The 24,674-nt window shown below is 67.4% G+C and carries 15 protein-coding genes and 1 pseudogene; 5 read left to right on the forward strand and 11 right to left on the reverse strand.

The genetic code is table 11. The annotated features are described in order from the left end of the window. Positions 1–8: 8 nt before the first annotated feature. Positions 9–860 carry a helix-turn-helix transcriptional regulator gene (locus AB0I77_RS08615; RefSeq protein WP_363281659.1) on the reverse strand — a complete coding sequence of 284 codons (852 nt, stop codon included), beginning with the start codon at positions 858–860 and terminating at the stop codon, positions 9–11. A gap of 168 nt (positions 861–1,028) precedes the next feature. Here AB0I77_RS08615 and AB0I77_RS08620 point away from each other — a divergent pair, with 168 nt between their 5' ends. Both AB0I77_RS08620 and AB0I77_RS08625 read left to right on the forward strand, forming a co-directional pair. After that, positions 1,029–1,319, forward strand: coding sequence for a hypothetical protein (locus tag AB0I77_RS08620; protein WP_363281660.1), 291 nt, complete (start codon positions 1,029–1,031; stop codon positions 1,317–1,319). Continuing rightward, a pseudogene (locus AB0I77_RS08625) lies at positions 1,315–1,537 on the forward strand (tyrosine-type recombinase/integrase); the annotation flags it as partial. The gene AB0I77_RS08620 and the pseudogene AB0I77_RS08625, both read left to right, overlap by 5 nt. Before the next feature lie 87 nt (positions 1,538–1,624). Here AB0I77_RS08625 and AB0I77_RS08630 read toward each other — a convergent pair. From AB0I77_RS08630 to AB0I77_RS08645, 4 genes are all read right to left on the reverse strand, one after another. Then, positions 1,625–1,963 (reverse strand): hypothetical protein, encoded by a 339-nt coding sequence (locus AB0I77_RS08630; RefSeq protein ID WP_363281661.1) that lies wholly within the window; start codon positions 1,961–1,963, stop codon positions 1,625–1,627. Continuing rightward, a complete protein-coding gene (locus AB0I77_RS08635) occupies positions 1,953–2,189 on the reverse strand; it encodes a hypothetical protein (protein ID WP_363281662.1) in 237 nt (78 codons plus the stop codon). Before AB0I77_RS08635 ends, AB0I77_RS08630 begins: the two co-directional genes overlap by 11 nt. A 255-nt stretch (positions 2,190–2,444) precedes the next feature. Then, a complete protein-coding gene (locus tag AB0I77_RS08640; RefSeq protein WP_363281663.1) occupies positions 2,445–3,191 on the reverse strand; it encodes a class I SAM-dependent methyltransferase in 747 nt (248 codons plus the stop codon). Further along, positions 3,188–4,660 (reverse strand): asparagine synthase-related protein, encoded by a 1,473-nt coding sequence (locus tag AB0I77_RS08645; RefSeq protein WP_363281664.1) that lies wholly within the window; start codon positions 4,658–4,660, stop codon positions 3,188–3,190. The genes AB0I77_RS08640 and AB0I77_RS08645 overlap by 4 nt, the downstream gene beginning before the upstream one ends. Positions 4,661–4,898: 238 nt before the next feature. On the opposite strand from AB0I77_RS08645, the gene AB0I77_RS08650 reads away from it, so the two are divergent. After that, positions 4,899–6,104, forward strand: a complete 1,206-nt coding sequence (locus AB0I77_RS08650; RefSeq protein ID WP_363281665.1) for a tetratricopeptide repeat protein — start codon at positions 4,899–4,901, stop codon at positions 6,102–6,104. An 841-nt stretch (positions 6,105–6,945) separates the two neighbouring features. Here AB0I77_RS08650 and AB0I77_RS08655 read toward each other — a convergent pair. The 5 genes from AB0I77_RS08655 to lon all read right to left on the reverse strand — a co-directional run bounded on the left by AB0I77_RS08655 (position 6,946) and on the right by lon (position 21,843). Next, positions 6,946–7,452 carry a hypothetical protein gene (locus tag AB0I77_RS08655; protein ID WP_363281666.1) on the reverse strand — a complete coding sequence of 169 codons (507 nt, stop codon included), beginning with the start codon at positions 7,450–7,452 and terminating at the stop codon, positions 6,946–6,948. 12 nt (positions 7,453–7,464) lie between these two features. Then, complete coding sequence (locus AB0I77_RS08660) at positions 7,465–14,433, reverse strand: polymorphic toxin-type HINT domain-containing protein (RefSeq protein ID WP_363281667.1); 6,969 nt, start codon at positions 14,431–14,433, stop codon at positions 7,465–7,467. A 155-nt stretch (positions 14,434–14,588) separates the two neighbouring features. Beyond that, entirely contained in the window at positions 14,589–18,200 is a 3,612-nt protein-coding gene (locus AB0I77_RS08665) for a LamG domain-containing protein (protein WP_363281668.1), read from the reverse strand. A 488-nt stretch (positions 18,201–18,688) separates the two neighbouring features. Then, positions 18,689–19,180 carry a MarR family transcriptional regulator gene (locus tag AB0I77_RS08670; protein ID WP_363281669.1) on the reverse strand — a complete coding sequence of 164 codons (492 nt, stop codon included), beginning with the start codon at positions 19,178–19,180 and terminating at the stop codon, positions 18,689–18,691. 230 nt (positions 19,181–19,410) lie between these two features. Further along, positions 19,411–21,843: an endopeptidase La gene (lon, locus tag AB0I77_RS08675; RefSeq protein ID WP_363281670.1), complete on the reverse strand. Its 2,433-nt coding sequence runs from the start codon at positions 21,841–21,843 to the stop codon at positions 19,411–19,413. A 296-nt stretch (positions 21,844–22,139) separates the two neighbouring features. Here lon and AB0I77_RS08680 point away from each other — a divergent pair, with 296 nt between their 5' ends. Beyond that, entirely contained in the window at positions 22,140–22,817 is a 678-nt protein-coding gene (locus AB0I77_RS08680; RefSeq protein ID WP_363281671.1) for a GNAT family N-acetyltransferase, read from the forward strand. An 86-nt stretch (positions 22,818–22,903) separates the two neighbouring features. On the opposite strand, the gene AB0I77_RS08685 is transcribed toward AB0I77_RS08680, so the two are convergent. Continuing rightward, positions 22,904–23,722, reverse strand: a complete 819-nt coding sequence (locus tag AB0I77_RS08685; RefSeq protein ID WP_363282061.1) for a rhomboid-like protein — start codon at positions 23,720–23,722, stop codon at positions 22,904–22,906. Between the two features lie 250 nt (positions 23,723–23,972). On the opposite strand from AB0I77_RS08685, the gene AB0I77_RS08690 reads away from it, so the two are divergent. Continuing rightward, positions 23,973–24,668: a spermidine synthase gene (locus AB0I77_RS08690; RefSeq protein WP_363281672.1), complete on the forward strand. Its 696-nt coding sequence runs from the start codon at positions 23,973–23,975 to the stop codon at positions 24,666–24,668. Positions 24,669–24,674: the final 6 nt, after the last annotated feature.

Genomic DNA, 24,674 nt, shown 5'->3' on the forward strand with positions numbered 1-24,674 from the left:
CCTTGCCTTCAGGTGCTGCGCGCGAGGGTTCGGATGAACTCCCTCGACTCCTTCACGGGGAGCGCGGCCTTCGTAATGCGCTCCATTAGCACACGGTAGTTCGACAGTTGGGTGTGCGCATCGAGGAACTCCGAGCTGCTTGCGGTGTCGATCTGCACCGTGTCCAGTTGCGGAACAGGCCCCGACGCATACATCACGGTCAGCCCTGGCAGCGGAAAGCCCCCGGCGCTGAACGGGATGACGCGAACGGTGATGTTGCGACGCTGTGAGGATGTGATGAGGGTGTTGAGCTGCGCGCGCATGATGTCCGGAGTGCCGAACCGCAGTCGCAGCGCCGCTTCATGGACGACGAACGTGCAGGCAGGCGGATTCTCGCGGTCCAGGATGTCGCGACGCTTCAGGCGGTGTGACAGCCTGCGTCGCAGTTCCGCCGGTGGCCAGGCGGGGACCGTCTCGGCGATGACTGCGCGAGCGTAATCCTCGGTCTGGAGCAGGCCGGGGACGTGCATGGCCACGAACACGCGCAGGCTGGTCGCGTGGTACTCCAATTCCGCGAGGTCGAGTCCACCCGTCGCGATGTGACCCCGGTACTCCTCCCACCATCCGCGGTTCCTCTCTCCGGCCATGGCGGCCAGTGCCTCCACGTACGCCACGTCGGGGCAGGCGTAGTGCGTGGCAAGGGTGCGCACACGATCTGGGCTGATGCCGAAGCGGGCCAGCTCCGTGTTCGTGATGTGGGAACGGTTCGTTCCCATGAGGTCGGCGGCTCCCTGGATCGACATCCCGGAGTCCTCGCGCATGCGGCGCAGTTCGGTGCCCAGCCGCCGCTGCCGTTCGGTGATGAAACTCCGAGTGGCCATGCTTGCCTTCCTGTTGGTCGTGGTGCGGCCTGCCGATTTCACCCGATCGAGTCAAGTGGATTCCATTGTCGCCGATCTAGTGGCACTTGTTATCCATTCGACCTTACGGTGAGTATCAGGCCGGTTACACCGTACCGGCCAACTGTCGTGCGACCTGGGAGTGTTGCCATGGACGAACAGCTGCTCGATCCGCCCGCCAAGTGGGAGTACACCCTCCACGTACCGCACGACCCCCTCGCCCCCGCCATCGCCCGCGCCACCGTCAAGCTCGTCCTCGATCGCCACGGCCTCCCCGAACTCGTCGATGCCGCCGTCCTGTTGACATCCGAACTGCTCTCCAACTCCTGCCGCTACGCACCGGGTCCCGCTTCCGTACGGCTGAAATGGGCGGACAAGAGGCTGCGGGGCAGTGTGTGGGACACGAGCCCCCTGCTGCCGCAGCCCAGGAGGCGTCCATGACCTCCGGCACTCGACCGCGACCCTGCTCCTGGAGCAGGGCGTAGACCTCATCGTGATCAAGGAACTCCTCGGCCACGCACACATCGGCGTCACCGCCGGCGTCTACGCCCACGCCCGACTCCGCCTCCAACGCCAAGCCATCGACAACCCTGACCGACACCCTCGACCCGGCCGACGAGGGCCCTGACGACCCACCTGCCGCAGTCGTAGTCCGCTGACGTTGCCGTCAAAACCAGGATGCCCCGGCCTCTGTCACACGGGAAAGGAGCATTCTATTTCGCCCCACCAGAGCACCCATAGGCGATTTAGTCGTCACCCAGGAACTGCAAAACTCCTTCAGGTCCACCTGAATCGATAATCCCCTTGAAGGAATCCAGCATCGCCGCCAGACCACCCTCTGGAATGATCACAAGATCGGGACACTGGAAGTACGCGCCGCCGGCGCACTCTCCAGTCTCCTGCCATCGATTCATCACCTGTTCGATCGCACGTAGCGTCATTAACGTGGCGCTCCATCGCGTCCCATCCGGGAGGCTGAGTTCTGCGTCAACGTTCTCAACGGTTTCCTTGTCGTCCTCCGCACCCAACATGAAGAGGGCGCTGAACTGCTGGTTCTCTACGCGGTAGAGAGAATCACTGGCCATAGAGCTGGTTCAGCCTCGCAATCACCTTGAACTCGTTTTCCTTATCGGATTTCCCAACGATCTGAATCCCTCCGTCAACGTTCCGAAAGAATAGGCGACCACCGTTTCGCCCTCGCGCGTAGGTGACATCCGTTCCAGACAATGCCTTACTTCCGAGTCCCGGATTCATATTTCCGCGCGACAACTGCTGGAACAGGCTATCCAGGTCGGCCTGCGCAGCCTTCACCAGGGACGAGTCCTCGCTAATTGCTGAAGACAACGTGAGGCAGCCACCGGAATTATGAACCAGAACCGGCGTGGTCCCCGCCAGCACATAGTACGTGTGCTACGCGGTACCCCTCTACCTGCTTATTCGCAGGTCAGCGCGTGATTTGCGTTCCGCTGGCGTCCGTATTTGTGCGGGGGAATCCGTGGGTGTTGCCGTCGCTACTGCCGTCAGGAGTCGGACGGCTGGCACTGGTGCCATTCCTCGGCCCGCCGGTCACCGCGGCGCTTGTCGAGCCACCGTGTACGCCGTTGGGCCGGTAAGCCCTGTCCCTGTGCCGTCGAGCATGTCCAGGACCTCGAAGCCGGCGCCCTCCGCGTAGCGTTCCAGTTCGCGGGGGAACAGGACGCGTCTGCGGATCTCATCTCGGGCCTCGTCGCCCGAGGGGAGCGCCCAGTGCCGGTGCATGGTGTTGATCTGGGTCCTCAGGTCCCACGTGTGGCGGATGGTGACGGTCGCGGGTCCCGTCAGGGTGTCGACCGTGGCGGTGGTCGGCTTGGTCCGGGTGATCGGGGCGACGGGGGAACACAGCACGAGCAGCGCTCCCGGCCGGGCGTGGGCGGCGAAGGTGGCGAAGACCTGGCCAATGTCGTTGTTGTCGTGCACGTAGGCAAGGCTGTTGCCCATGCAGGTCACCACGTCCATGCGCTTGCCGAGTCGCACGGTGCGCATGTCGCCGGTGCGGATGTCCAGCTCCGGCCGGGCCTGGTGGGCGTAGTCGACCATGCCGGGCTGGATGTCCACACCGATGCACTCGAAGCGCTTGGCCAAGATCTCCAGGTCCCGGCCGGTACCGCATCCGAAGTCGACCAGGGTCCGGGCGTCCGGCCGGTACAACTCGATCAGGGTCTGGCACTTTCCGGCGCTCGTGCTGTCGGACTGGACCACGTCGTAGAGTGCCGGATCGCGGTACAGCAGGTTGGTGGCTTCCACGTGCTCGGCTTTCGTGTCGGGGCTGGTCACATGAGGCTTCGCAGTCCGACCTCCAGGGCGAGCACATCGCACAGCAGGTCGGGGACGACCGGCGCGGAGTCGGCGTGCCTCCGTGCCTCGGCGAGAGCCTTGCCGTCAACGTAGCCGAGGTCCACCAGGATGGACTCCTTCAGCATGTCGTCCAGAACGGGCAGCCCGTAGGACCGCAGTCCCTTCTCCAGGACGGCCAGGAAGTTCTCCGGTTCGGCCGGCGCAGCCACCCACTCGGGCAGCCCGACTCGTCTGATCCGCTCGCGGAACAACGCTTTGCCGCGCTTGTGCTCGTGCGGCAGTTGCTCCATGAACCGCACGATCCGCGGGTGCGTGAGTGGGCTCACCGGCCAGATACCGGCCCGGAGGAAGCCGGGGTTGTGCATTCCGAACGCCATCAGCGTCGGTACGGGCAATACCGGGATGGGGGCCAGGTGCTCGTTGACCTCGGCGAGCGCTCGGGCTGCTCTGTCGCCGAGCCACGGCACGGGTTCCGGCGTCGGCAGTTCGGCGTGCGTCCTGGAGTGGTGGGCGTTGACTTCGTCCCCGCCGCTGCCCGTGAACATGACCTCGCACCGCCGGGCGGCTGCCTGCTCGCGTACGACGTCGAAGGCTTCCTGGTAGAAGGCTCCCGCCGGATCGTGCGGCCTGCGCAGGGCGCGTACGCCTCCGGGGCAGAAGGGCGGGTGCTGCATGGCGGGGGTAGCCGTGTCTCGGAAGCCGCAGTGCTCCACAAGGGCCCGACGCCGCTCGCTCTGTTGCCTGCCGGTGCTTCCTCCCACCAGCAAGCCGAAGCTGTGCACTTCGGGGTAGCGGGCGGCCTTTACAGCCAGGGCGACGTTCCCGGAGTCGGCACCGCCTGACAGTTCGACACCCACGCATCCGGTTGCGGTCGGCGTCTGGCGGATCACGTCGGTCAGCAACTCGTCGAGAGCGGCGAGTGGATCGACGCCGGGCCGGAGCGTACGTGGCTCAAGTACGTGTTCGGCGGGCTCGGGGTAGCGAATGATGAGTCCGTGAGGGGTGAGTGTGGCCACTGCCCGTTCAGTGAGACGGTAGACGCCTTCGAAGAGCGTCTCGGACGTGTAGCGGTGCTGCCTCGTCAGCGTGCGGGCGACGACGCGCGGCAGCAGACGGTCGGCTCGCAGATGCGGTCGCAGCAGTGTCAGGTCCCACGAGGCGTGCAGTTCGCCGCCCTTCTCTGTCAGATAGAGCGGGGCAGTGCCGAAGACACTCGCCGACAGACGGGCTTCCCCTGGCTCCATGGTGAGTGCGACGAAGTCGGCCTCGTCCCGCTTGCACTCCTTCACGCGAATCCGTACGCGCGGTGCCTGGTCGTCGTTGACCTCCATGACCAATGTGGACAAGTTCGCGGGCTCGATCCAGCTCTGTCCGTTGATCCAACGGCCGCCCTCTGATCTCCACTCGGGCTCCTGAAGATCGGCCAGGCGCAGACGCATCGTCAGCATGTCGTCCCTTTCCGATGTCGTGCGGCGGGGCGGGGCCGCGTACGGCCCCGCCCCGCCTGGTGTCAGCCCTTGATCACTTGCTGCAGTGGTCGCCGTTGTTGTCGCCACCGCCCGGCATCTTGTCGAGCAGCGCGGCCTCGACGGCCGGGACGCCGGTGATCAGGTCGCCGGTGAACAGCTCGTCCACGTTCATCGTTTTCTCCCTTCTGGAATTCCTCTGCGTTACGACGAGTCGGCGGTGAGCCACTGGCTCGGCGGCACCGTCCCTCGCGGTGCGGTGCGCGGATGCATCCTCGAAGCCCTCTCCCGCCGCCTCGGCCGCCCCGTCACCCATGCCGAGGCCGGGCTGCCCGTTCCACGCGATCGCTCCTCCGCGGCTGCGGATACCGTGGAAGGGGTGATCGACCTGGGGAGGCTGGATATGGACCCGTCCCGGCGCAGCGTCCTGGGTGCCGGCTTGTTCTCCGTGGCCGTCACCATTCCCGGCTGGCCTGATGTAGTCGGGCGTGCCGATGCCATTCAGTCCGGCCGCACGAGTCGCATCGGCATGAACGAAGTGGACATGGTCATCGCCATGACCGAGCGTGTCTCGGAGCTGGACGACGAGTTCGGCGGCCGCCATGCACGCCCCATGGCAGCCTCGTTCATGGTCAACACTGTGGCCTCCTACCTGCGCGCTGACGCACCCGAGGATGTACGTAAGGCGATGCTGTCCGCCGCTTCGGACCTGCTCTATCTGACCGGCTACATGGCCGTGGACGAAGGGCTGCACGGTCTCGCGCAGCGCTACTACGTCAAGGCCCTGGAGCTGGCGGGCGCGGCCGAGGACCACCTGACGTACTGCACCACCCTGCGGGGCATGAGCGTCCAGGCGGTCGACCTCCGCCACGGGGCGAAGGCCATGGAACTGGCCGACACCGCTGCCGCCGCCTCCCCGAAAGCCGGCCCTCGGATGCTGGCCTTCCTCGTCGGCCAGCAGGCGCACGCCGCCGCGCAGACCGGCGACCGTATGGGCGCGCTTCGCTACATCCGGGAGGCCGAGGCGGCCATGGACCGTGCCGAGTCACGCGGCAAGGCGTTCGGCTCGTACGACCCCTCTTCGCTCAACTACCACGTCAGCCAGGTGCGTTACGAACTCGGTGACAAGGCCGGAGCCGTCGAAGCCATGCACCAAGCGGACCGGCTCCGCCCCAGCGTGTACCAGCGCACCCGAGTACACCGTCGTGGCCTGATGGCTGAACGGCAGTTGGAACTCGGCCACCTGGAAGCGGCCTGTGCCACCTGGCACCAGGCCCTCGACGACTATCCCAAGGTGCAGTCCGGCCGCGCCGACGAGCGAGTGAAGGCGATGTTCGGTCTCTTGCGCCCTCATCTGAAGAACGCGACGGCACTCGACCTGTACGACCGAGCACGGACGATCGCGCCACCGTCGCTGGTCACCTGATCCCCGTCGCACCTTCACGCTCAGGCACAGAAAGTCAGCCACGATGACGGGTGCGCTGAGAGATCACCCGCCACGTGTGCTTCCAGCAACCCCGCACCGGCCTCAGCCACGCCTCATGGTTCCGCTACGGCATTTGCCCGCTCGGGCGTGGCCGTTTGGCAGCGGGCTGAGTTGCTCGATCTGCGGCCCGCGCGTCGGCGTCGATCGCGGCCTAGGCTGCCGCAGCCTGATCTGACGCGCGGCATTCAGCGGAGTCGGCCGGGCGGCGCTGCTGTGGGTGCTGAGTTGCTTCCTTGATCGGTTTGGTTTCGCTTGCCTGACGACTGCGCGCCGAGTGGTCGGCGGCCGTCGCCAGCGGGGCGGCAGACAGGAGCGGGCGGCGGGCACCGACCGCCGGCGCGCGGCGGCCCGCGTAAGCGGGTCGCCCTTGATCAAGTAAAGAAACTCTGAACAGCTCGCCTCGGGTGCCTCGTGTCCTGCCGCTCTGCCGCGTGCGGTCGGTTCAGCGTCGGCGTCTGCCTTCGTTCAGCCGGTCGTGCAGGCGCTGGGCCTTTCCTCGGCCACGCCCACATCGGCGTCACCGCCACCGTCTACGCCCACGTCCGGCTCCGCCTCCAGCGCGACGCATCGACACCCTCAGCACCGCCCTTGACGGTCCTGTCAGCGACGAGTCGACCCGCGACGACGGCGACGACCCGCCGCTGTGCGGAGCCACCGTCCACTGACGTTGCCGTCAACTACTGCCGTCACCCACCGCAGAAGCCCCGCCAGGACGCATCTGACCGGGCTTCACCTTTGCTGCCGCTATCCAACGCGAGGGTTGCGGTATCGGACAGCGAGGCTACACCTCACCCTCCAGCCAACGATCGAATGGTGCGACCTCCGACAGTTCGGAATTGATCGCCTTCAACCCTCCGGCGAAGTCTTCGGCCAATTTCGAGAGCATCGCGACTAGCCCACTCTGCGCAATGGTCTCGCGCTCTGGATTCGGAACCCAATTGGTCCGCGAATCGCAGTGAATCATCACGAGATCCCCGCTTGGACGGAAGGTCAAAGTCCTCTCGACACCCTGCGAGTAGAGATCCACCTCGACTTCGCGACGGTCGCGCACACCCGCCAGAAGCAACGGGAGCTGCTCCATGAAGGCAGACAAGTCATACGCGACATCGAGCGGCCACTCATCACTCCCGAAGCCGCCGATGTGGAATCTGCTGCCTCCGGCATCGGATAGGGCGCTACACCCTTCCATAACGAGGGTTTCGTAATCGTCAACCGACTCCAGACTCGCCGAAGCAGGAGCCGCAGCACCAGACGGCACGGCCGGATTGAACGACACAGAGAAGCTCATCTCTCCAGCCTCCTAGTTCGGGCCAATGATCGGGAATCCCGTCTTGTACAGCCCATTTGGACTCGGGACGATGGTAGCTGCCCGCGCTTGGGCGATACTCCCATCCGGCATAATCACCTGCCCCAACCCGTCCGGAATGCGCACCGACCTGGGCCCGGCCCCTTCGACATGGAGTCCCTGCAAGAACTCTGCAGCCGCATCATTATCCAGCCACTGACCTTGCTGATTCCCGGTGCTACGAGCGCGGTCGGTCAGAGACTTCGTGTTCTTCGCTCCGGCGCCATGAGTCCTGAATGTATGACCCCACGTTTTAACGCTGTTGGAGGCCCAGTTCACGCATCCGTTGCTGTTGTGAACGAGTACCGGAGTCTCGCCCGCCAGCACATAGTACGTGTGAAGGTCATCAACGGTGAGGTTGTAGGTCTTCGCGTGCTTTGTATAGGCCCGATTCCCGGTGACGATGACGGTGTCGCCATCATCGGTGAGCAGGGTCATGCCGGGCTCCAGGGCTCCGGCCTCGATCCACTTGTCCTCGGACTGTGACCAGAAGGGGTGTTCGTGGGTCGCGGTCAGGTGCTCGATGCCGTCTTCCGTGGCGATGGACAGCTCGTTGAAGTACTTGTCGTCCTCGGTGATGATCAGGCGGGTGACTTCGCGCGAGCCGGTCTCGCCCGTTTCGGGGTCGGTGGCCTGGACCTCGTCGCCGAGTTCGACGTCCTCGATGTTCTTCGTGGTGCCGTCGGCCATGAGGACATCGGTTCCGGCGAGGAAGCACTTACAACTGGTGGTCGCCTTCTTCGTGCCCTTGAGCGCGTCGGCGACGTTGTCCCCCTGTCTGGGGGCCTTGGCGAAGTCTCCGAAGGGCAGGACACCGACGATCCCGGCCAGGACACCGAGAGAGTCCCCTTCGCCCCACGAACGCTTGATGTCGTAGGCGTCGCACCCCAGTCCGGCGACGGGGATCCAACCGCAACCGGCGAGCGCCACTTCTTGTGCGGCCGGGCTCAGGATCGGTTGTTGCTCCATCTCGGCGACGTATTGAGCTACATCTGGGGCATCGCCAAGACCGATGTTGAGTGGAATGAAGGGGGCGCCGGGGGATGCGATCCCGCATCCGCATCCGAGGAGGTTGCCGCCACGGTCGCCCGTCCCGGCGGAGGCAGTGCCGTTGTAGCTCTCGTTGTTCTCGGCGTAGATCGTGTTCGCGGACTTCTTCGGCGGCCCCGCCACGTGTCCGGGCGTGGTGTTCTCGTAACCCGGTCCCGGCCGGGTGTTGCAGTCGATGTCCGGGCACAGGCCGGTGGGATCTGCTGCCGTGGCCGGGCTGTTGTCCGCGTAGGAATAGCCGTTGAGGGACTGCGGGGCACTTGGGACGAGGACTGGGTCGACGCTGATGAACTGGCCGATGGTGGGGTCGTATTCGCGGGCCCCGATGTGCGTGAGGCCGGTGCTGGTATCGGCGGGCTTGCCGAGGAAGCCCTTGTCGTCGGGCCATGGGCCGAGGACTGTCTTACCTCGGTCGGCGCCGAAGGGGGTCGTGTAGCGCTTGGTGATGGCCCAGGTGGTGGCGTCGAGCGCGACGCTGGACGTGCCGTGGTGGTCGCCGGCGAGGAAGCTCAGCTTCGTGCCCGAGACCCCCGCAGTAGCGGTACGGACGGCGATCGTCTGACCGCCCGCCGTGTAGTAGCGGGTGCCGCTGAGTGTCTTGGTCGTGCCCTTGACCGTCAGGCGGACCTCGGTGTCGCCGAGGTAGAGGATCGTGTCACCGTCGCCGCTTGCCCGGCGGATGAGCAGCGTGCCGTCGGCGTCGTAGAGATAGTTCGTCTTCTTGGTGCCCTCGGTGAGGCTCGCGAGTTGGCCTTCGCTGTTCCAGGCGAGGGTTTGGGTGGCCGTGGGGCCTGGGCGGCGTGTGGTGTTGCCGGTCTTGTCGTACGTGTACGTGGAGCTCTTGGTGCCGGTGGTGTGGTCCAGGGGGTGGGGCTGACCGGTCGTGGTGCCATACGTGTAGCTGGTGGTCTGGTTGCCCGCGGCCAGGTTCTGCGTCTGGGTGCTGCGCTGCCCGGACGCGGTGTAGCCGTACGACGTCCAGTACGGGGCGGCACCGCCGAGGTTGGCCGTGGTGCGGCCCGTGGTCGCGCAGTTGGCCGTCTTGGGGGTCCAGGCCTCTGTCATGCGGCCGTAGCCGTCGTAGGCGAAGCACTGGTTGTCGACCTGGCCGGTGCCGCCGAGGGTGGCGGCGTCGGTGATGGAGGTGACGTTGCCCGCGTCGTCCTGGGTGAAGTTGAGGTCCTGCGGCATGTAGCCGTGGGTGTCGTCGGTGACGTAGGACCGGGTCAGACGGCGGGTGCCGTTCTCGTAGCGGTAGTTGAGGTACGCCTTCCTGGCCGAGCTGGTGGAGTCCATGCCCAGCGTGAGGGTGGTGACGTCGCCGAGTTCGGAATAGGCGGCGCCCAGGAGGTAGCCGGTGGTGCCGTTGAGGGTCTTCGGGTTGCCGAGGGTGTCGTAGGTGGGGGTGATGCCTTCCGAGGGCAGGCCGGCGACGGCTGGGTCCCCGATGCCTGACGGCAGGTTGGCGGCGTTGTACGAGGCGTCGAACTTCAGCGTCTGCGGGACGCCCGCGGTGACGAGGGCGTCGTCGGCCGGGAGGTTCAGCTGGCTGTTGGTGGCGTTGTAGAGGCCGTCGAACTTCGTGACCTTCTGGACGTACGCCTGCCCGCTTGATCCGCCGACGTAGCGCGTGGCGGTGTCCTGCTGGCCCTTGGCCACCTGGTCGTAGTCCCAGTGGGCGAGCTTGTTGGCGGCGACCGTCTTGTCCGTCTGCCACAGGTCGGTCTTACGGCCGAGCACGTCGTACTGGTGGATCAGCTTGCGGTTCTCCGCGTCCTGGGTCCATTCGACCTGGTCGAGGTTGTTGTAGCGGGTCTGGGCCGTGCCCTTGTCCGGATCGGTGGTGCCGATCTGACGGCCGAACAGGTCGTAGGTGTAGGACCAGACGCTGTTGTCCTGAGCCGTGATGCTCTTCTGCCGGCCGGCAGGAGTGTAGGTGTAGCTGGTGCGGTTGTAGAACCCGGTGGCGTTGGGAGTCGCGTATTCGCGGGTCTCAGTCGTCTGGCCCAGGGCATTGGTCAGCGTCGCCGTGCCCTGGCCGCCGGCGGGGGCCGTCTGGATGACGCGGTCGCCCTGGTACTTCGTGGTCGTCGTCCAGCGGTGGACACCCTGCACCTTGGTCTCGCTGGTGACGGGGCGGGCCGCGCCGTCGTAGGTGGTGTCCACTTGTAGGGGTGCCTGGCCGCCCTCGACGGTGGCCGGGTTGCCCGACGGTGCGTTCCTCGCGTCCCAGATGTCCGACAGGGTCGAGTTCACCAGGCCGCGGGTGTCGTACTGGGTCAGGTTGACGATGCGTCCGCCGGACGGGGACGGCGACTGGGTTTCCCTCGCTCGCAACAGGGAGTCGTAGATGGTGTAGGTCGTGGTGTAACCCGAGGCCGTCGGGGTGAGGGCGCTCGTGGAGACCCAGGACGCGGTGTCCTTCGACAGGTGGTACTCGTACGTGTGGTTCGGTGTGGCTCCCGCGAGACGCAGCCGGTTGGGCAGCCAGACCTGAGTGACGCGGCCGAGGCTGTCGTACGTCGTCTCGGTGTTCTTCGAGTTGGGGTCGGTGACCTTGGTGGCCGCGCCGGTGGCGAAGTCGATCACCGTGCTGGTGGTGAAGTTCTTGGCGTCGGCCACCGCGGTGGCGGTGAGGGGCCCGGTGGCTGTCGGGGTGTAGGTGGTCTTGCTCACCTGTGCGTCGTTCGTGTCCGTGACGACCAAGGGCCTGCCGAGGGTATCGAACGTCGTGGTGCCGACTTTCTGCCAGTTCGGCTGGTCGCTGCTGTCGTAGCCGCTGGCCCGGCCGGTCCGACGAGGCTCACCCCGTGTGGGAATCTGGCCGGCGGTCCAGGCGCCCGTCGCGTCATAGGTCGTGGCGGTGTCCGAGATGACGTCGCCGGAAGTGGCGGAGTCAGCGGGGAGATTGAGGGCGCTGTCTGCGGTGGCGCAGGGCTTGGCTGTTGTCCGGGCACGGGAGACCAGTGAGGTCAGGCCGGCGGAGGGGTTGCGGGCGTACCAGGTGCGGGTGCAGGTCTCGTCGCCGGAAACCGCGTCGTCGCCCTTGTCCTCCACGGTCTGCGGCATGCCGTACCCGTCGTAGGTGGTGGCGGTCGTACGGGTGCGGTCGACCGGCTGACCGCCGCTGGTGATGTTGGTACGGGTGTGGGTGGCGCCGGTGCGGACGTAGTAACTCTCGATGTCCGCGTAGGACTTGTGCTGGGTGGCGGTCCTGCGGGACCAGGGGTCGTTGACGGTACCGGTGACTTCGTCGGCGCCGTTGTAGGTGACCGTCTCCCGGGTGAAGCCGGCGTACTGGTCGGCGTCGGTGATGGACGGCGCCTTGATACCGGAGGTCTGCGCGCTTCTTCGGGCGTCCGGGTCGAGGGTCTTGCCGTCCGCCTTGAGCAGGCGGTCGCCGTTCATGCCGCGCAGGTAGACGGTGACGGTCTTGCTCCGGGTGCCGGCGCTCGGGCCGGTGAGGTGGGTGACCTTCTCGAAGCCGCGCCAGATGGACCAGGTGCGCTCCTTCTCGGGGGTCATGGGGTCGTCGTTGTAGTGCCAGGCACCGCCCCCCGAGTACTGGTACGTGTCGGTGATGGTGCCGGAGGCGCCCGTCTGGTCCGTGGTGTTGACGGCGGTGACGGGGTACTTCTGGAACCAGTCCAGAACAGGGTCCACGTCTCCCCCGTTCGGTCTCCAGTAGACCGGGTAGCAGGTGCCGGTGTTCTGGTCTGGACGGGGCTTGGCCTGACCTGCGACACAGTTGGCCGCTGCGTAGGTGACGGCGGTCTTGGCGCCGGTCTCGGTCGTGATTCCGGTCAGGCGCGGCTTGGCCAGGGGAAGGATGTTGTCGGCCTCGCCGTCGACACGGTTGGTGAGGAACTCGCTGGTGAAGGTGATCGGCTTGGTCGACAACGGCGTGCCGTGCTCGCCGGTGTGCTCGATGGACTGGAGCCACAGGGACTGGTCGTTGGAGTCGCCGGTCTCTCCTGGATCCAGGTACTGCTGCGTCAGCTTCCAGGAGTCGACGGGCTCGAAGTCGGCGCTCGGTGTGCGGACCGCGTTCCAGGCGTACGTGGTGATGCCCGTCAGGCGTTTGCGGGTGAAGAAGGTGGGGCCGACGTTGCCGGTGCACTTGTCGCCGTCCTTGCAGATGGCGTCGAAGGGCACATCGGGCCAGCGTGGGCTCGTGCTCTCGGTCAGGGAGGCGCAGTCGTCGCCCGCGCGGATGCAGCGCTCGTCGTAGGTGAAGGCGACCTTGTTGGATGCCGCGGGGGTGGCTGAGAAGAGGGCACCGGCTCGCTGGCCGTAGAGGATCTTGCTGAGGTATCCGCCACGGGTGTACCGGGTACCGGTCGAGTCGTCGCCGAGCGTGTCGTAGTTGTTGATCTCGGCGGTGTACCAGTAGCTCATGGCGTTGCCGTGGGTGTCCTCGACGTAGTCGAGGTTCCATCGCCATGCCTGAGTCTTGGCACGTCCGCTGAGCGAGGTGCCGCTGCTGTAGCCGGGCTCGCCGTCGTCGTCACCGAAGACGGGCACGGTCCAGACGCTGTTGGTGCGGTCACTGCCCGCGCCGTCGAGCTTGTTGAGGCCGAAGACGTACTTGGTGCCTTCGCCGGTGATGACGGTCCAGTACTCGCCCTTGCCGTCCTTGCCGGTGTCACCGTCGTCGGCGTTGTCGGCGCCGGTGGAATGGGTGACGACAGACGCGTCATCGTCCTTGAGGCGCCAGGTTCCGCTGGTGTCGTCCTTGACCAACTCGGTGGCCTTGCCGTTGAGGACGAGTGAGGCGTTGTCGTATTTCCAGCACAGGTCGTACTTGTCGTCCTGGCCGTCGTCGTCGCAGGAGCCGTACTTGCGCTCGACGTACGACGAGGTCAGATCGAAGCCTTCACCGATCTGGCTGCCCTGGTTGTTGGTGTTGGCGGTACGCCCGTCCACGCTGCCGGAGTCGTAGGAGACGGCCAGATCGGGGCTGGGCCCGGCAGCGGCAGGCGGTGTCTTGAGCGGGTAGTTCCAGGTGAAGGTGCCCGAGGAACCGCCGGCCTGCCAGGTGGAGGAGGCCGACAGCGGGGTGGCCTTGTAGTCGCCGCCGCCGGAGTTGGTGGCGGCGGCGAGCGCGAGCACCATGGTCTGGCCGTCGGTGGTCGCCGATCCCGCGGAAGAGGTTGTGGTGAAAGCGAGTTGGGCGTGGAGCTTGAGTTCGCCGGGGTCGTTGGTGGAGGTGGTTACGGGCGTCGTACTGCGGCATGAGGCCTTGCCGGGGTCGGTGAGCGCGCAGCCTGGCAATCGCCGGACCTGGAGGCGTCCGGCCCAGTCTCCGCCGTAGGTCTCGGCGAAGGAGGAGTAGCCAATGCCGAGTTCGGCCGTGCCCCCGCTGCGTGGACCCGTTACGGCGAGAGCGACACCCTTGATGCCGAGCGCCCGAGTCTGTGCACGACTCAGTACGGAGACCTTGACGCGCTCTGCCGCCTTCTTCGTCCGGGCCGCTTGGTCGCTGGGCGCGGACAGGGAAAGAGGCAGAGACCCGGCTGTGGCGGTGGCCGTTCCGGTGGCGGGGATGGTGAGGGTGGTCGTCGCGGGGGCCGGCCAGGCCGCTGTTGCATCCTGGTCGCCCAGTGCGCGGGTGGCCGCCTTCTTGTTCGCGGCTTCCTGACGGGCAATCAGGCGCGAAGTCGCCGTCTGCTCGGGCTTCAAGGGAACCGTCTTGGCCGAGACCTGCTTGGGTGCGTCCGGGCGGCCGAGCGGCTGCACCTCCTGGGCCACGGCCGTCAGCGGACTGAGCAGGCCGGGCAGGAGGGCGAAGGCCGCGGTGACGGCTGTTCGGCCGTACCAGTGTGTTCGGGTCTTGGTGGCAGTACGGCGGCGGTACGGCGGCATGGGTCTCATGTCCAGGCTCCATCAAGAGCCCCTGGGGGGGCATGGGTAGGCGGCGTGCTCATGCACGACGGGCAAGATGAGGGGTGCAGCCGCGCCGGCTGCCAAGCGTTCGTGGGCGTGCCCGGTGGGCGAAGCCCGGGTCGGCTTCGCCCACCGGGGTCGTGTCAGTCGCTGGAGATGACGCGCGAGCGGACATCGTCAAGGGTCATGGCACCCACCCAGATCCGCAGCCGGGTCATGCGCCCCGCGAAGAAACTGCTGCCGGAGGTGCCGCCCATGGCCAGGCTCCCAGTGCCCTGCCCGGGCGTGGTGACCGCGTTGTTGGTGCCGTCGTCCACCAGCGTGGCACCCACGTAAAGGTGCATACGGCCACCCTGGTCCTGGGCGTCGTACACGCCGGTCAGGGTCACCGGGGAGCTGGTATCGGCGAGGTCGGCCAGGTCCGTCACATCAGCCGTCGCGACGGTGGTCCCGGAGGACGTGGTGCGCAGGAACTTCCACACATAGGCGTCCTGCGCCAACTTCCGTACCACCAAGGCCCAGGAGGCTCCCCCGCTTCCGGACTGGCCTGCGATCTGGGCCTGATAGCCGTCCGGTTTGTTGTTGAGCATGGCCGGGTCGAGCTGGGCCTGGGCCGAGACGGAAAAGGAGCCCCTCTCGTCAACCGCCGGCCCGGTCACCGACGCATATCCACCCTTGCCGTCCAGAACCAAGGTGCTGGAATCCGCGTCCAAGCGCGCGCCGGACGAGAGAGCCATAGCACTGAGCGGGTACGGCGAGAATTCACCGACTGACGCTCCCGACGAGTTCTCCGCATTCCAGTCGGCAACCAACTCGACGGCTCGCGCGTTGTTTTCGTTCGCCTCGGCCTCCTCGGCGACCTCTTCACCGGTCAGGGCGCTCTGCCATACGGCGACCTCGTCAACGCGACCGCGAAAGTACTGGCCCGCGGTGCCGCGTACGATCGACCGCCCCACCTGAAGGCGCTGACCCGCCTCCCACGGAACGTAACTGGGCGCGGCGGCGTACAGGTTGACCGGTTCGCCCTGTGCCTTGCCGTTGACGAACAACTGGATGGTGTCGGCTTTCGGCGTCCGCTTGCCGCCGGAGTCGGTGGCGGCGGTGTAGACACCCGCCACGTGTGTCCACATCCGCAGCGGTGGATCGGTCGCCGTCGCCGCCGACCTGACGATGACCGCCGTGGCCGAGTCCGTTGCCGTGTAGTGGAATGCATACGACCGTGAGGACGACGAGTAGTACAGCGCGAACGCCTGCGCCTGCGCACCGGGGGCGGTCACGATCATTCGGCTGGACGAGGCATCCGTGAGGTATGCCCAGGCCGAAACGGTGAAGGAGTGGGCAGTGTTCACCACTGGCGCGGGTGCTTGGGCGTACGCCTGTTGCAGGTCGGGGTTGGTGCTGTCCATCCACAGCGAGGTGTCCTCGTCGCCTCGCCGGGCCATGGTGGAGAACCCGGCCCCGTCGTGGAGCGTCAGGTCGTGGGTGGCCGCGGACGGATCGTGCTGCGGGTCATCGGCCGAGCTGTCCTTGGCCGTGGTCGTCCCGGAACCAGGAGCACCGTCATCGAAGTGCCAGCGGCCGACCGGTCCCGGAGGCAGACTCACCTGGAAGTCGAAGGTCTCCGGCGTACCGGTGCGCTCGCGTACGTCGATGGCCCACACCTTCAAATGGTGCGTGCCTCCCATCCTCGGGACGACATTGGAGACCTCGGCAGTGTGATCGTCTTTGACCAGGACGGTACGCGCGGGCCCGACTTGTCCGCTCGGGCCGGACAGCGTCCACCGGTACTTGCTGATGTCGTCCGGATCAGCGGCATTGGGCTTGAACACGAACGTGCCTGCGACTCCCCGACCGCCCTTGGGCGTGCACGCGTTCGTCCTGCACTCCACGTAAGGAGAGCCTTTGACGGGATCCTTCGGCTCGATCGTCGGCGCCTTCGGCGCGGTGGAGTCGATGACGAAGTAGCACCACGGCGAGAACGAGGAGTACAAGTCACCATTGCTGCCCCTGTACGACCAGTGTGACTGAGTACGGGCTCGGTAGCGGTACGTGGTGCCGTCCGTGCGCTTCGTGGTCTGTTTGTCCAGCAGCGTGCCGTCCGGGACGTAGCCGGAGTCCGGGGAATCGTCCGCCCAGATCTCCTCCCACGACTTGTCGTCGAGCTGGCGCGCGATGCGGTAGTTGATCTTCAGCTGGCCCTTGCTGTCATTGGTTCCCGGCGAGATCTGCGTCTCCACCCGGCCACGGACCGTGGGCTGGTCCACTGTGACCGCCAACGGGTCACTCGCCGGCTGGCAGTAGCCACGCGCGTTCGCACCGGCCACCCCCGGGATGACGCCGACGTTGATCGGTGCGCCGGGATTCGGCACGTAGTCCACAGTGATCTCGGCGTTGTCGTCGAAACGCTTCCAGGCGCGCGGTTCTCCTTCGTCGTACGCCCGCAGCATCAGCGTGAGGCGGGAGAACTTTCCGTCGGCGAAATCCTGCACGTTCTTCGTCAGACTGCCGTTGAACTCGATCCAGGAATCCGGCTGGGAGGGACTGCAGTTGTCCCCTCGGCCTGCCGACACCGTCCTGGAATCCATGAGATTTCCGATAGCCGGGCCCGGCCACCGAGTCCCCTCGGAGATGTTCCCCGTCCGCTCCAGTTTGACCGTATAGGGATTGCAGTTGAACGACCACGTCTCATGCGCGCGAAATGTGGCGTGCAGAACGTGCTTTCCGGCCAGGGCGCCGGGACTGAACTCGAAGTACATGCGGTTCACGTAATTTTCGCCGCAGTAGTAGCCGTCCGCACTCGAACAGCGCCCCACGCCGTACTCGCCGGAGAACTGGTAGAACTTGTCGCCGTCGGACGACAGCACCGTTCGCTCCGCGCGCGAAAGCCCAACCGATGGGTCGATGTAGACGGGGTAGACCGTGTCGTCGCCTCGCAGCAGGCTCAGGTCGGGCGCGACAGCGATGGTGTCGGCGTCGACCTGCACGGGCAGAGTGGCTTTCGCGTCACCGGCACCCGGCTGCACGGGAACATCGTCCGCAGCGTCCGAGGCGTCGGCCGTTCCCGGGTCGGAGGTCGCCTCGGGGGACGCCATGCGTAGCGTCTGGGGCTGGACGCCGTCGTCAGCGTTCCCGGCCGAGTCCCACATCTGCCCCGCCGGGCCCGTGAAGACCGCGTTGCCGTCCGCGTCGATCGCTCGCAGTCCACCGCCGGCCCCGGCGACCAGGGACACGCCCTCGCCCGCGACGGCGAACCGCAGCTGCTCCAGGGCTTCGTTCTGCGCGGCCTCCGCCGACTTGACCCTCAGCGCCTCCCGATACCCGTCCGGCATCGCGGTCAGCTGCAGGTCCACGCCCGGCAGAACCTCCGCGTAGGTGGCCGTCGCACCGTCCAGCGATGGCCGGGGAAGAGCGCCGGACCACCGAACGGACAGCGTCCGCCGACCATGCTCCAGGCGAACCATGTCCCCGGCGCCACCGGCCGAGAACGACTCCGCCACGGCGGCATACCGCGGCCCGATCGTGCCATCGGCCCTGTGTGTGAGGGTCGTGTCGATGTCGTGCCACTCTCCGGAGGCGTCCTTCGCCCGCTGCGGCGACGTCGCCTGCTTCAGGGTGTACGTCCCGTCCGGGTTCGCGAAGGTCTGCGTGTATTCCGTGCGGTCAGCGGTGACTTCAACCGGCTCACCAGACGCCGCGGCCTGCTCGGACGGCGTCTGAGGCGCCGAAGTGCCGGCAGCGGCGGCAGGAGCATTCACCAGCACCAATCCGCCTGCGAGCAACGCCCACGCCAAGACCTGTACCCCTAAGTGCGATTTCACAGCCCCACCCTATGCATCACACAAACATCACAAATATGGAGGGGATCATATGCATGCCAACTTCATAGAAAGCAATAGTGATCCATGTCACACAGTGAGGGCTTTATATATTCAATCGCGGAGAAAGGCTGATTTGATCGGCCCAAAGTGCACGCGGTCAAACCGACGCCAAGGCGACTTCAGATTAAGACTAAATGAATGAACGGTGTACGTAGGGAGCTAGGCGTCGCCGAGTCGCCTGCGCCGAACTGTCCGCCATGACTTCACTTGTTGTCCATCGCGAGGCGTCGCGCGAGCCCATCCCGTTGCCGAAGGACAGCTATTTGCTGTTCTTCGCCGACGGGCGCAATTCGAACTGGTCGCCCGACACGGATGGTCGAGGCCCAGGCGGCCTGCTCCCAGGCACATATGCGAGATCTGCCTGGCTACTTCTCCATCCCCCGGTTCAACTGCCGCAACAACCGCGCCAGTTCCGCCACCTCCTGCCGGTCCCAGTGCGAGAGCTGGCTCACGTACCGTGCCCGCCGCGCCTCGCGGACCTTGCCGACGCGGGTACGGCCCTCGTCGGTGAGGTGGACCAGCCAGGCCCGGCCGTCGGCGGGGTCGGGTTCGCGGGCGATGAGGCCGAGGTGTTCCAGGGCGCGCAGTTGGCGGGACATGGTGGCCTTCCCCACGCCGATGTAGGCGGCGAGTTCCGTGGCCCGCTGCCGGCCGCACTCGTCCAGCCGGACCAGGAGGCCGTACGCCGCCGACTCGAGGTCCGGGTGGACCTCGCGGGCCATGTCGCCCGACGACGCCCGGGCGCGCCGGAGGAACACCGTCAGCTCCCGCTCCAAGGACAGGAACTCCCGGTCCTCGTTCCTCGGCGACGCCTCGGCTTCGACTCCGCTTCCGTCGCCGTTTCCGTCTTGGTGCACGTCAGCCCCTGCCTGGGTTTCGCCCGTACTGAAAGTTTCCGCCGAAGGCCGTCATCGCCGCAGCTCCGCCAGTATTTCGCAGGGCTGGACCAACAGCTTCATCGGCAGGCAGTCCGGGCACCAGTGGCATGCTCACGCCAGCAGTTCTTCGACGGCTGACGGACGCGCGTACGACGAAGGCCCGGGCATCCCTCACGGAACCCGGGCCTTCTCCTATCCGATGACGTCCGTCACGCCGCCACCGGAACCTCCGACGCGGCCCCGTTCGTCGCGCTCGTCGCGCTCGTCGCCGGGGACAGCGCCAGCTCCAGGACCTGGCGGACGTCCGTGACGGTGTGGACGTCGAGCTTGTCCAGCACCTCCGCCGGGACGTCGTCCAGGTCGGGCTCGTTGCGCTTCGGGATGATGACGGTCGTCACGCCCGCCCGGTGCGCGGCGAGCAGCTTCTGCTTCACGCCGCCGATCGGCAGGACCCGCCCGGTCAGCGACACCTCACCGGTCATCGCCACATCCGTACGGACCAGGCGTCCGGACAGCAGCGAAGCGAGGGCGGTCGTCATCGTGATGCCCGCGCTCGGCCCGTCCTTCGGCACCGCGCCCGCCGGGAAGTGGATGTGCACACCCCGGTCCTTCAGGTCGGCCACCGGGAGTTCGAGCTCCGCGCCGCGCGAGCGCAGGAAGCTCAGCGCGATCTGCGCCGACTCCTTCATCACGTCGCCCAGCTGACCGGTCAGGCTCAGGCCCGCCGCGCCCGTCTCCGGGTCGGCCAGCGACGCCTCGACGAAGAGCACGTCACCGCCCGCGCCCGTGACCGCGAGCCCCGTGGCCACGCCCGGCACCGCCGTCCGCCGCTCGGCCGGGTCCTGCGCCGACTCCGGCACGTGGTGCGGCCGGCCGATCAGGTCGCGCAGTTCGTCCTCGCCGACGGTGAACGGCAGCTTCCGCTCGCCCAGTTCGTGCTGGGCCGCGACCTTGCGCAGCAGCCGCGCGATGGACCGCTCCAGGTTGCGGACGCCCGCCTCGCGCGTGTACTCGCCGGCGAGCTTGCGCAGCGCGCCCTCGTCGATGACCACCTCGTCCGTGTTCAGCCCCGCCCGCTCCAGCTGGCGCGACAGCAGGTGGTCCCGCGCGATGACGATCTTCTCGTCCTCGGTGTAGCCGTCGAGCCGGACCAGCTCCATACGGTCCAGCAGGGCCTCCGGGATGGATTCCAGGACGTTGGCCGTCGCCAGGAACACGACATCGCTCAGATCCAGCTCCACCTCCAGGTAGTGGTCCCGGAAGGTGTGGTTCTGCGCCGGGTCCAGCACCTCGAGCAGCGCCGCCGCCGGGTCGCCCCGGTAGTCGGAGCCCACCTTGTCGATCTCGTCGAGCAGCACGACCGGGTTCATCGACCCGGCCTCCTTGATGGCGCGGACGATCCGGCCGGGCAGCGCGCCGACGTACGTACGCCGGTGCCCGCGGATCTCCGCCTCGTCCCGTACGCCGCCGAGCGCGACCCGCACGAACTTCCGGCCCATCGCGTGCGCGACGGACTCGCCGAGCGAGGTCTTGCCGACGCCGGGCGGACCGACCAGCGCGAGCACGGCACCGCCGCGCCGGCCGCCGACGACACCCAGACCCCGGTCGGTACGCCGCTTGCGCACGGCCAGGTACTCGGTGATCCGCTCCTTCACGTCCTCCAGGCCGGCGTGCTCGGCGTCGAGGATCGACTGGGCGCCCTGGATGTCGTACACGTCCTCGGTGCGCTCGCTCCACGGCAGTTCGAGGACGGTGTCCAGCCAGGTCCGGATCCAGGAGCCCTCGGGCGACTGGTCGCTGGACCGCTCCAGCTTGTCGACCTCCTTGAGGGCGGCCTCGCGGACCTTCTCGGGCAGGTCGGCGGCCTCCACGCGGGCGCGGTAGTCGTCGGACTCCTCGCCCTCCTGCTCGCCGTTCAGCTCACGCAGTTCCTTGCGTACGGCCTCCAGCTGACGCCGCAGCAGGAACTCGCGCTGCTGCTTCTCGACGCCTTCCTGGACGTCCTTGGCGATGGACTCGGCGACGTCCTGCTCGGCGAGGTGGTCGCGCAGCTGCTGGGTGGCGAGCTTCAGGCGGGCCACCGGGTCGGCGGTCTCCAGGAGTTCGATCTTCTGTTCCGTGGTCAGGAAGGGCGAGTAGCCGGAGTTGTCGGCGAGCGCGGAGACGTCGTCGATGGCCTGGACACGGTCCACGACCTGCCAGGCGCCGCGCTGGCGCAGCCAGGCGGTGGCGAGGGCCTTGTACTCCGTGACCAGTTCGGTGACCTGGCCGGGCAGCGGCTCGGGCACGCTCTCCTCGAGCCGCGTGGCCTCGACCCACAGCGCCGCACCCGGGCCGGTGGTGCCGGCGCCGATCTGCACGCGACCGCGACCGCGGATCAGGGCGCCCGGGTCACCGTCGGCCAGCCGGCCGACCTGCTCGATCGTGCCGAGCACACCGGTGCTCGCGTATGTCCCGTCGATGCGTGGCACCAGCAGGATCCTGGGCTTTCCGGGTTCCGAACGAGCGGCGGCCTGAGCGGCCTCCACCGCGGCGCGTACGTCGGCGTCGTTGAGGTCCAGCGGAACGACCATCCCGGGCAGCACGACCTCGTCGTCGAGCGGCAGCACAGGCAGGGTGAGCGGTGTGGACGTCGAGGTCATGATCTCCCCTTAGGCAGTCAAGTTGAGCTATGCCGACTCAATGCACAGGGGCCCGGGATTGTTCCCCGGGCCGCGTTCGCTGTGAGCGATCACGCCCCAACCGCCTTGTGACCAGGCCAGACATGACGCGCCGGGTGATCGCTTCGATACCCGCGGCTGTCCCGTCGGCCGTATGTCCAAGAACACCGAGCCGGTCCTCGACCTTCCCGGCAAGGGCTTGAAACTCAGCCCGGACGACGGACTCCACGCGCGCGTGTCTCACCCAAGCCACCCTGCTCGCCGCCTACGACGACCAGATGCGCGGGTTCGTCAGCGCACCGCGCGACCTCGGCGTGCACGGCGACGCGCTGGACCGTCTGATCGCCCGCCAGCGGGACTTCTTCGCGGCGCGCGGCGAGGCCGTGGAGTGGAAGACCCGTGCGCACGACACGCCCGCCGACCTCACCGACCGGCTGCGCGCGGCCGGGTTCGTGCCCGAGGACCGGGAGACGGTACTGGTCGGCCGCGCCGCCGAGATGGCCGTACGAGAACCGGTCCTGCCGGCCGGCGTCACGCTGCGCCGGGTCACCGCGGACGCGGACATGCGGCGGATCGCCGCCATGGAGTCGGCCGTCTGGGACGACGACTGGAGCTGGCTCGCCGACGACCTGATCGGCCGCGTCGCCTCCGCTCCGGACGAGGTCGCGGTGTACGTCGCCGAGGCGGGCGGAGAGGTGGTCTGCGCCGCCTGGCTGGTCTTCCGGGCGGGCACGGAGTTCGCGAGTCTGTGGGGCGGCTCCACGCTCGCCGAGTGGCGAGGGAAGGGCATCTACCGCGCCCTGGTGGCCGAGCGGGCTCGGCTTGCCGCCTCCCGCGGGGTCACGTACCTGCACGTCGACGCCTCCGACGACAGCGCGCCCATCCTGCGCCGGCTGGGCTTCCACGCGGTCACCACGACCACGCCGTACGTGTGGACACCACCACCTGGCAGCTGACAGCGGCTCACAAGGGGTCCCTTGGCACATGGCCGAGGAGCAGCCCGAGCGGGCAAGGCCACCGCCGAGGTCCTCTTCCGCGAGTACTACGACCTGCGGGACGACCCGTACCAGCTGGTGAACCTGCTCCACGGCGCCGACCCCGCCCGCGAACACCGGCTCGGTGTCCCGGAACTGGCGCGCGGGCTCGCGGCGGCAGGCGGGAGCTGATCCCCACTCGATCCCTCATCGTCGGGCCACCGTTCCGCACGCCACCGCCGCACCGCGGGCCAGGTCGCGACACCGATCCCCAGCGAGATCAGGTGGCCGTAGCTCGTCATCGGGTCCGTGAAAGCGAGCAGGTCAAGGACCAGCATGCCGCCGAAAACCGCCAGCAGCGGCCAGCGCAGCCACGGGGTGAGCAGCCCGGCCAGTGCGCCCACGCAGGCCGCGACGCCGAAGCTGACGCCGTAGTCGAGTCGGTGCAGCGAGCTGTCGGGCAGGTGACCGACCAACACCCCGAGCCCCACCGGGACCTCGGTCGCGAGAGTGGCGAGGACGTGCCCGAGCAGGAAGACGCAGGCCGTGCGCGCCCCGCCGGTCCTCCGCTCCAGCGCGGTGAGCACGAACACGAAGCCGATCGCGAACGGTGAGAGCATCCCGCCCGCGATCCACAACGCGCTGGCCAGCAGCACCAGTACGGGCGTCTGCACGAGGTGCGCCACATCCGTGCTGGAGGCCTGGTGCAGGGTGTGCACGAGCGCGGGGTCGGCGTGGTCGGTGACCAGTGCGGTGAGGGCGAGCACGGCGGTGTAGCCGAAGGTGAACGGCGTTCCCGTGGGGGTGGGCAGCAGGCGCCAGGGGCGGAGGGAGCGGCGCCGGCCGGCCGGCGCGGACGCGGCCGCCGGCCCCCGCTGGCACGGGATCGCCTCCAACAGCCCGGAGACGGCGGGCAGACACGCGTCGTACGGCACGTCGTACGGCGGAGGGGGCGGCCCGGCGGAAGACGCCGTCGTGTCGGCCGGCGCAGTTCGTTCCACGTGGGGCGCTCCTTCCGTTGTGCTCCCACCCTTCGTGCCCCCCGCGGCGCTGTCTATGACGGACGCCACGGAAGCCGGCATTCACAACAACTTCCAAGTTCGGCCCGGCACAACGCGAAACTGCCAAGATGGAGCGATGTTCACCGCGTACGACACCCCGGAACCCCCCGAAGTCCTGGACCGTCGTGAGGGCCCCCACGGCGAGGTGGTGCTGCGCCGCCACGGCGCGTTTCTGCAGATCATCGCCAACGGCTGCTTCCTGATGGACACCTCCGACGGCCGCTCGGAACGGCGGCTCGTCGACGCGGCGCTCGCCGCGCTGGACGCCCGTGGCACACAGGCCCGGCCGAGCGTGCTCATCGGCGGTCTCGGGGTCGGTTTCTCGCTCGCGCATGCCGCTCGGAATCCCCGCTGGGGCCGGATCACGGTCGTCGAGCGCGAGAGCGCCATCATCGACTGGCATCGCGACGGACCCCTCTCCGCGCTCTCCGCACGCGCCTTGGCCGACCCACGCACCGAAATTCTGAAAACCGATGTAGTCGCATACGTCAATGAGACATCCGACACGTTCGACGCTCTGTGCCTGGACATCGACAACGGGCCCGACTGGACGGTCACCGAAGGCAATCACAGCCTGTACACATCGGCCGGATTGGCAAGCTGCGCAAGGGTGTTGAGGCCAGGAGGGGTACTGGCGGTATGGTCGGCCCAACCCTCACCGGAATTCGAGGGAACCTTATGGAATGCCGGTTTCCAGCGGGTGCGTACCGAAGAGATCCCGGTTGCCCGGGGAGTTCCCGACGTCGTACACCTCGCCGTCCGACCTGGATAGCAAAGG

This window comes from Streptomyces sp. NPDC050619 (assembly GCF_040654815.1).
Classification (GTDB): domain Bacteria; phylum Actinomycetota; class Actinomycetes; order Streptomycetales; family Streptomycetaceae; genus Streptomyces.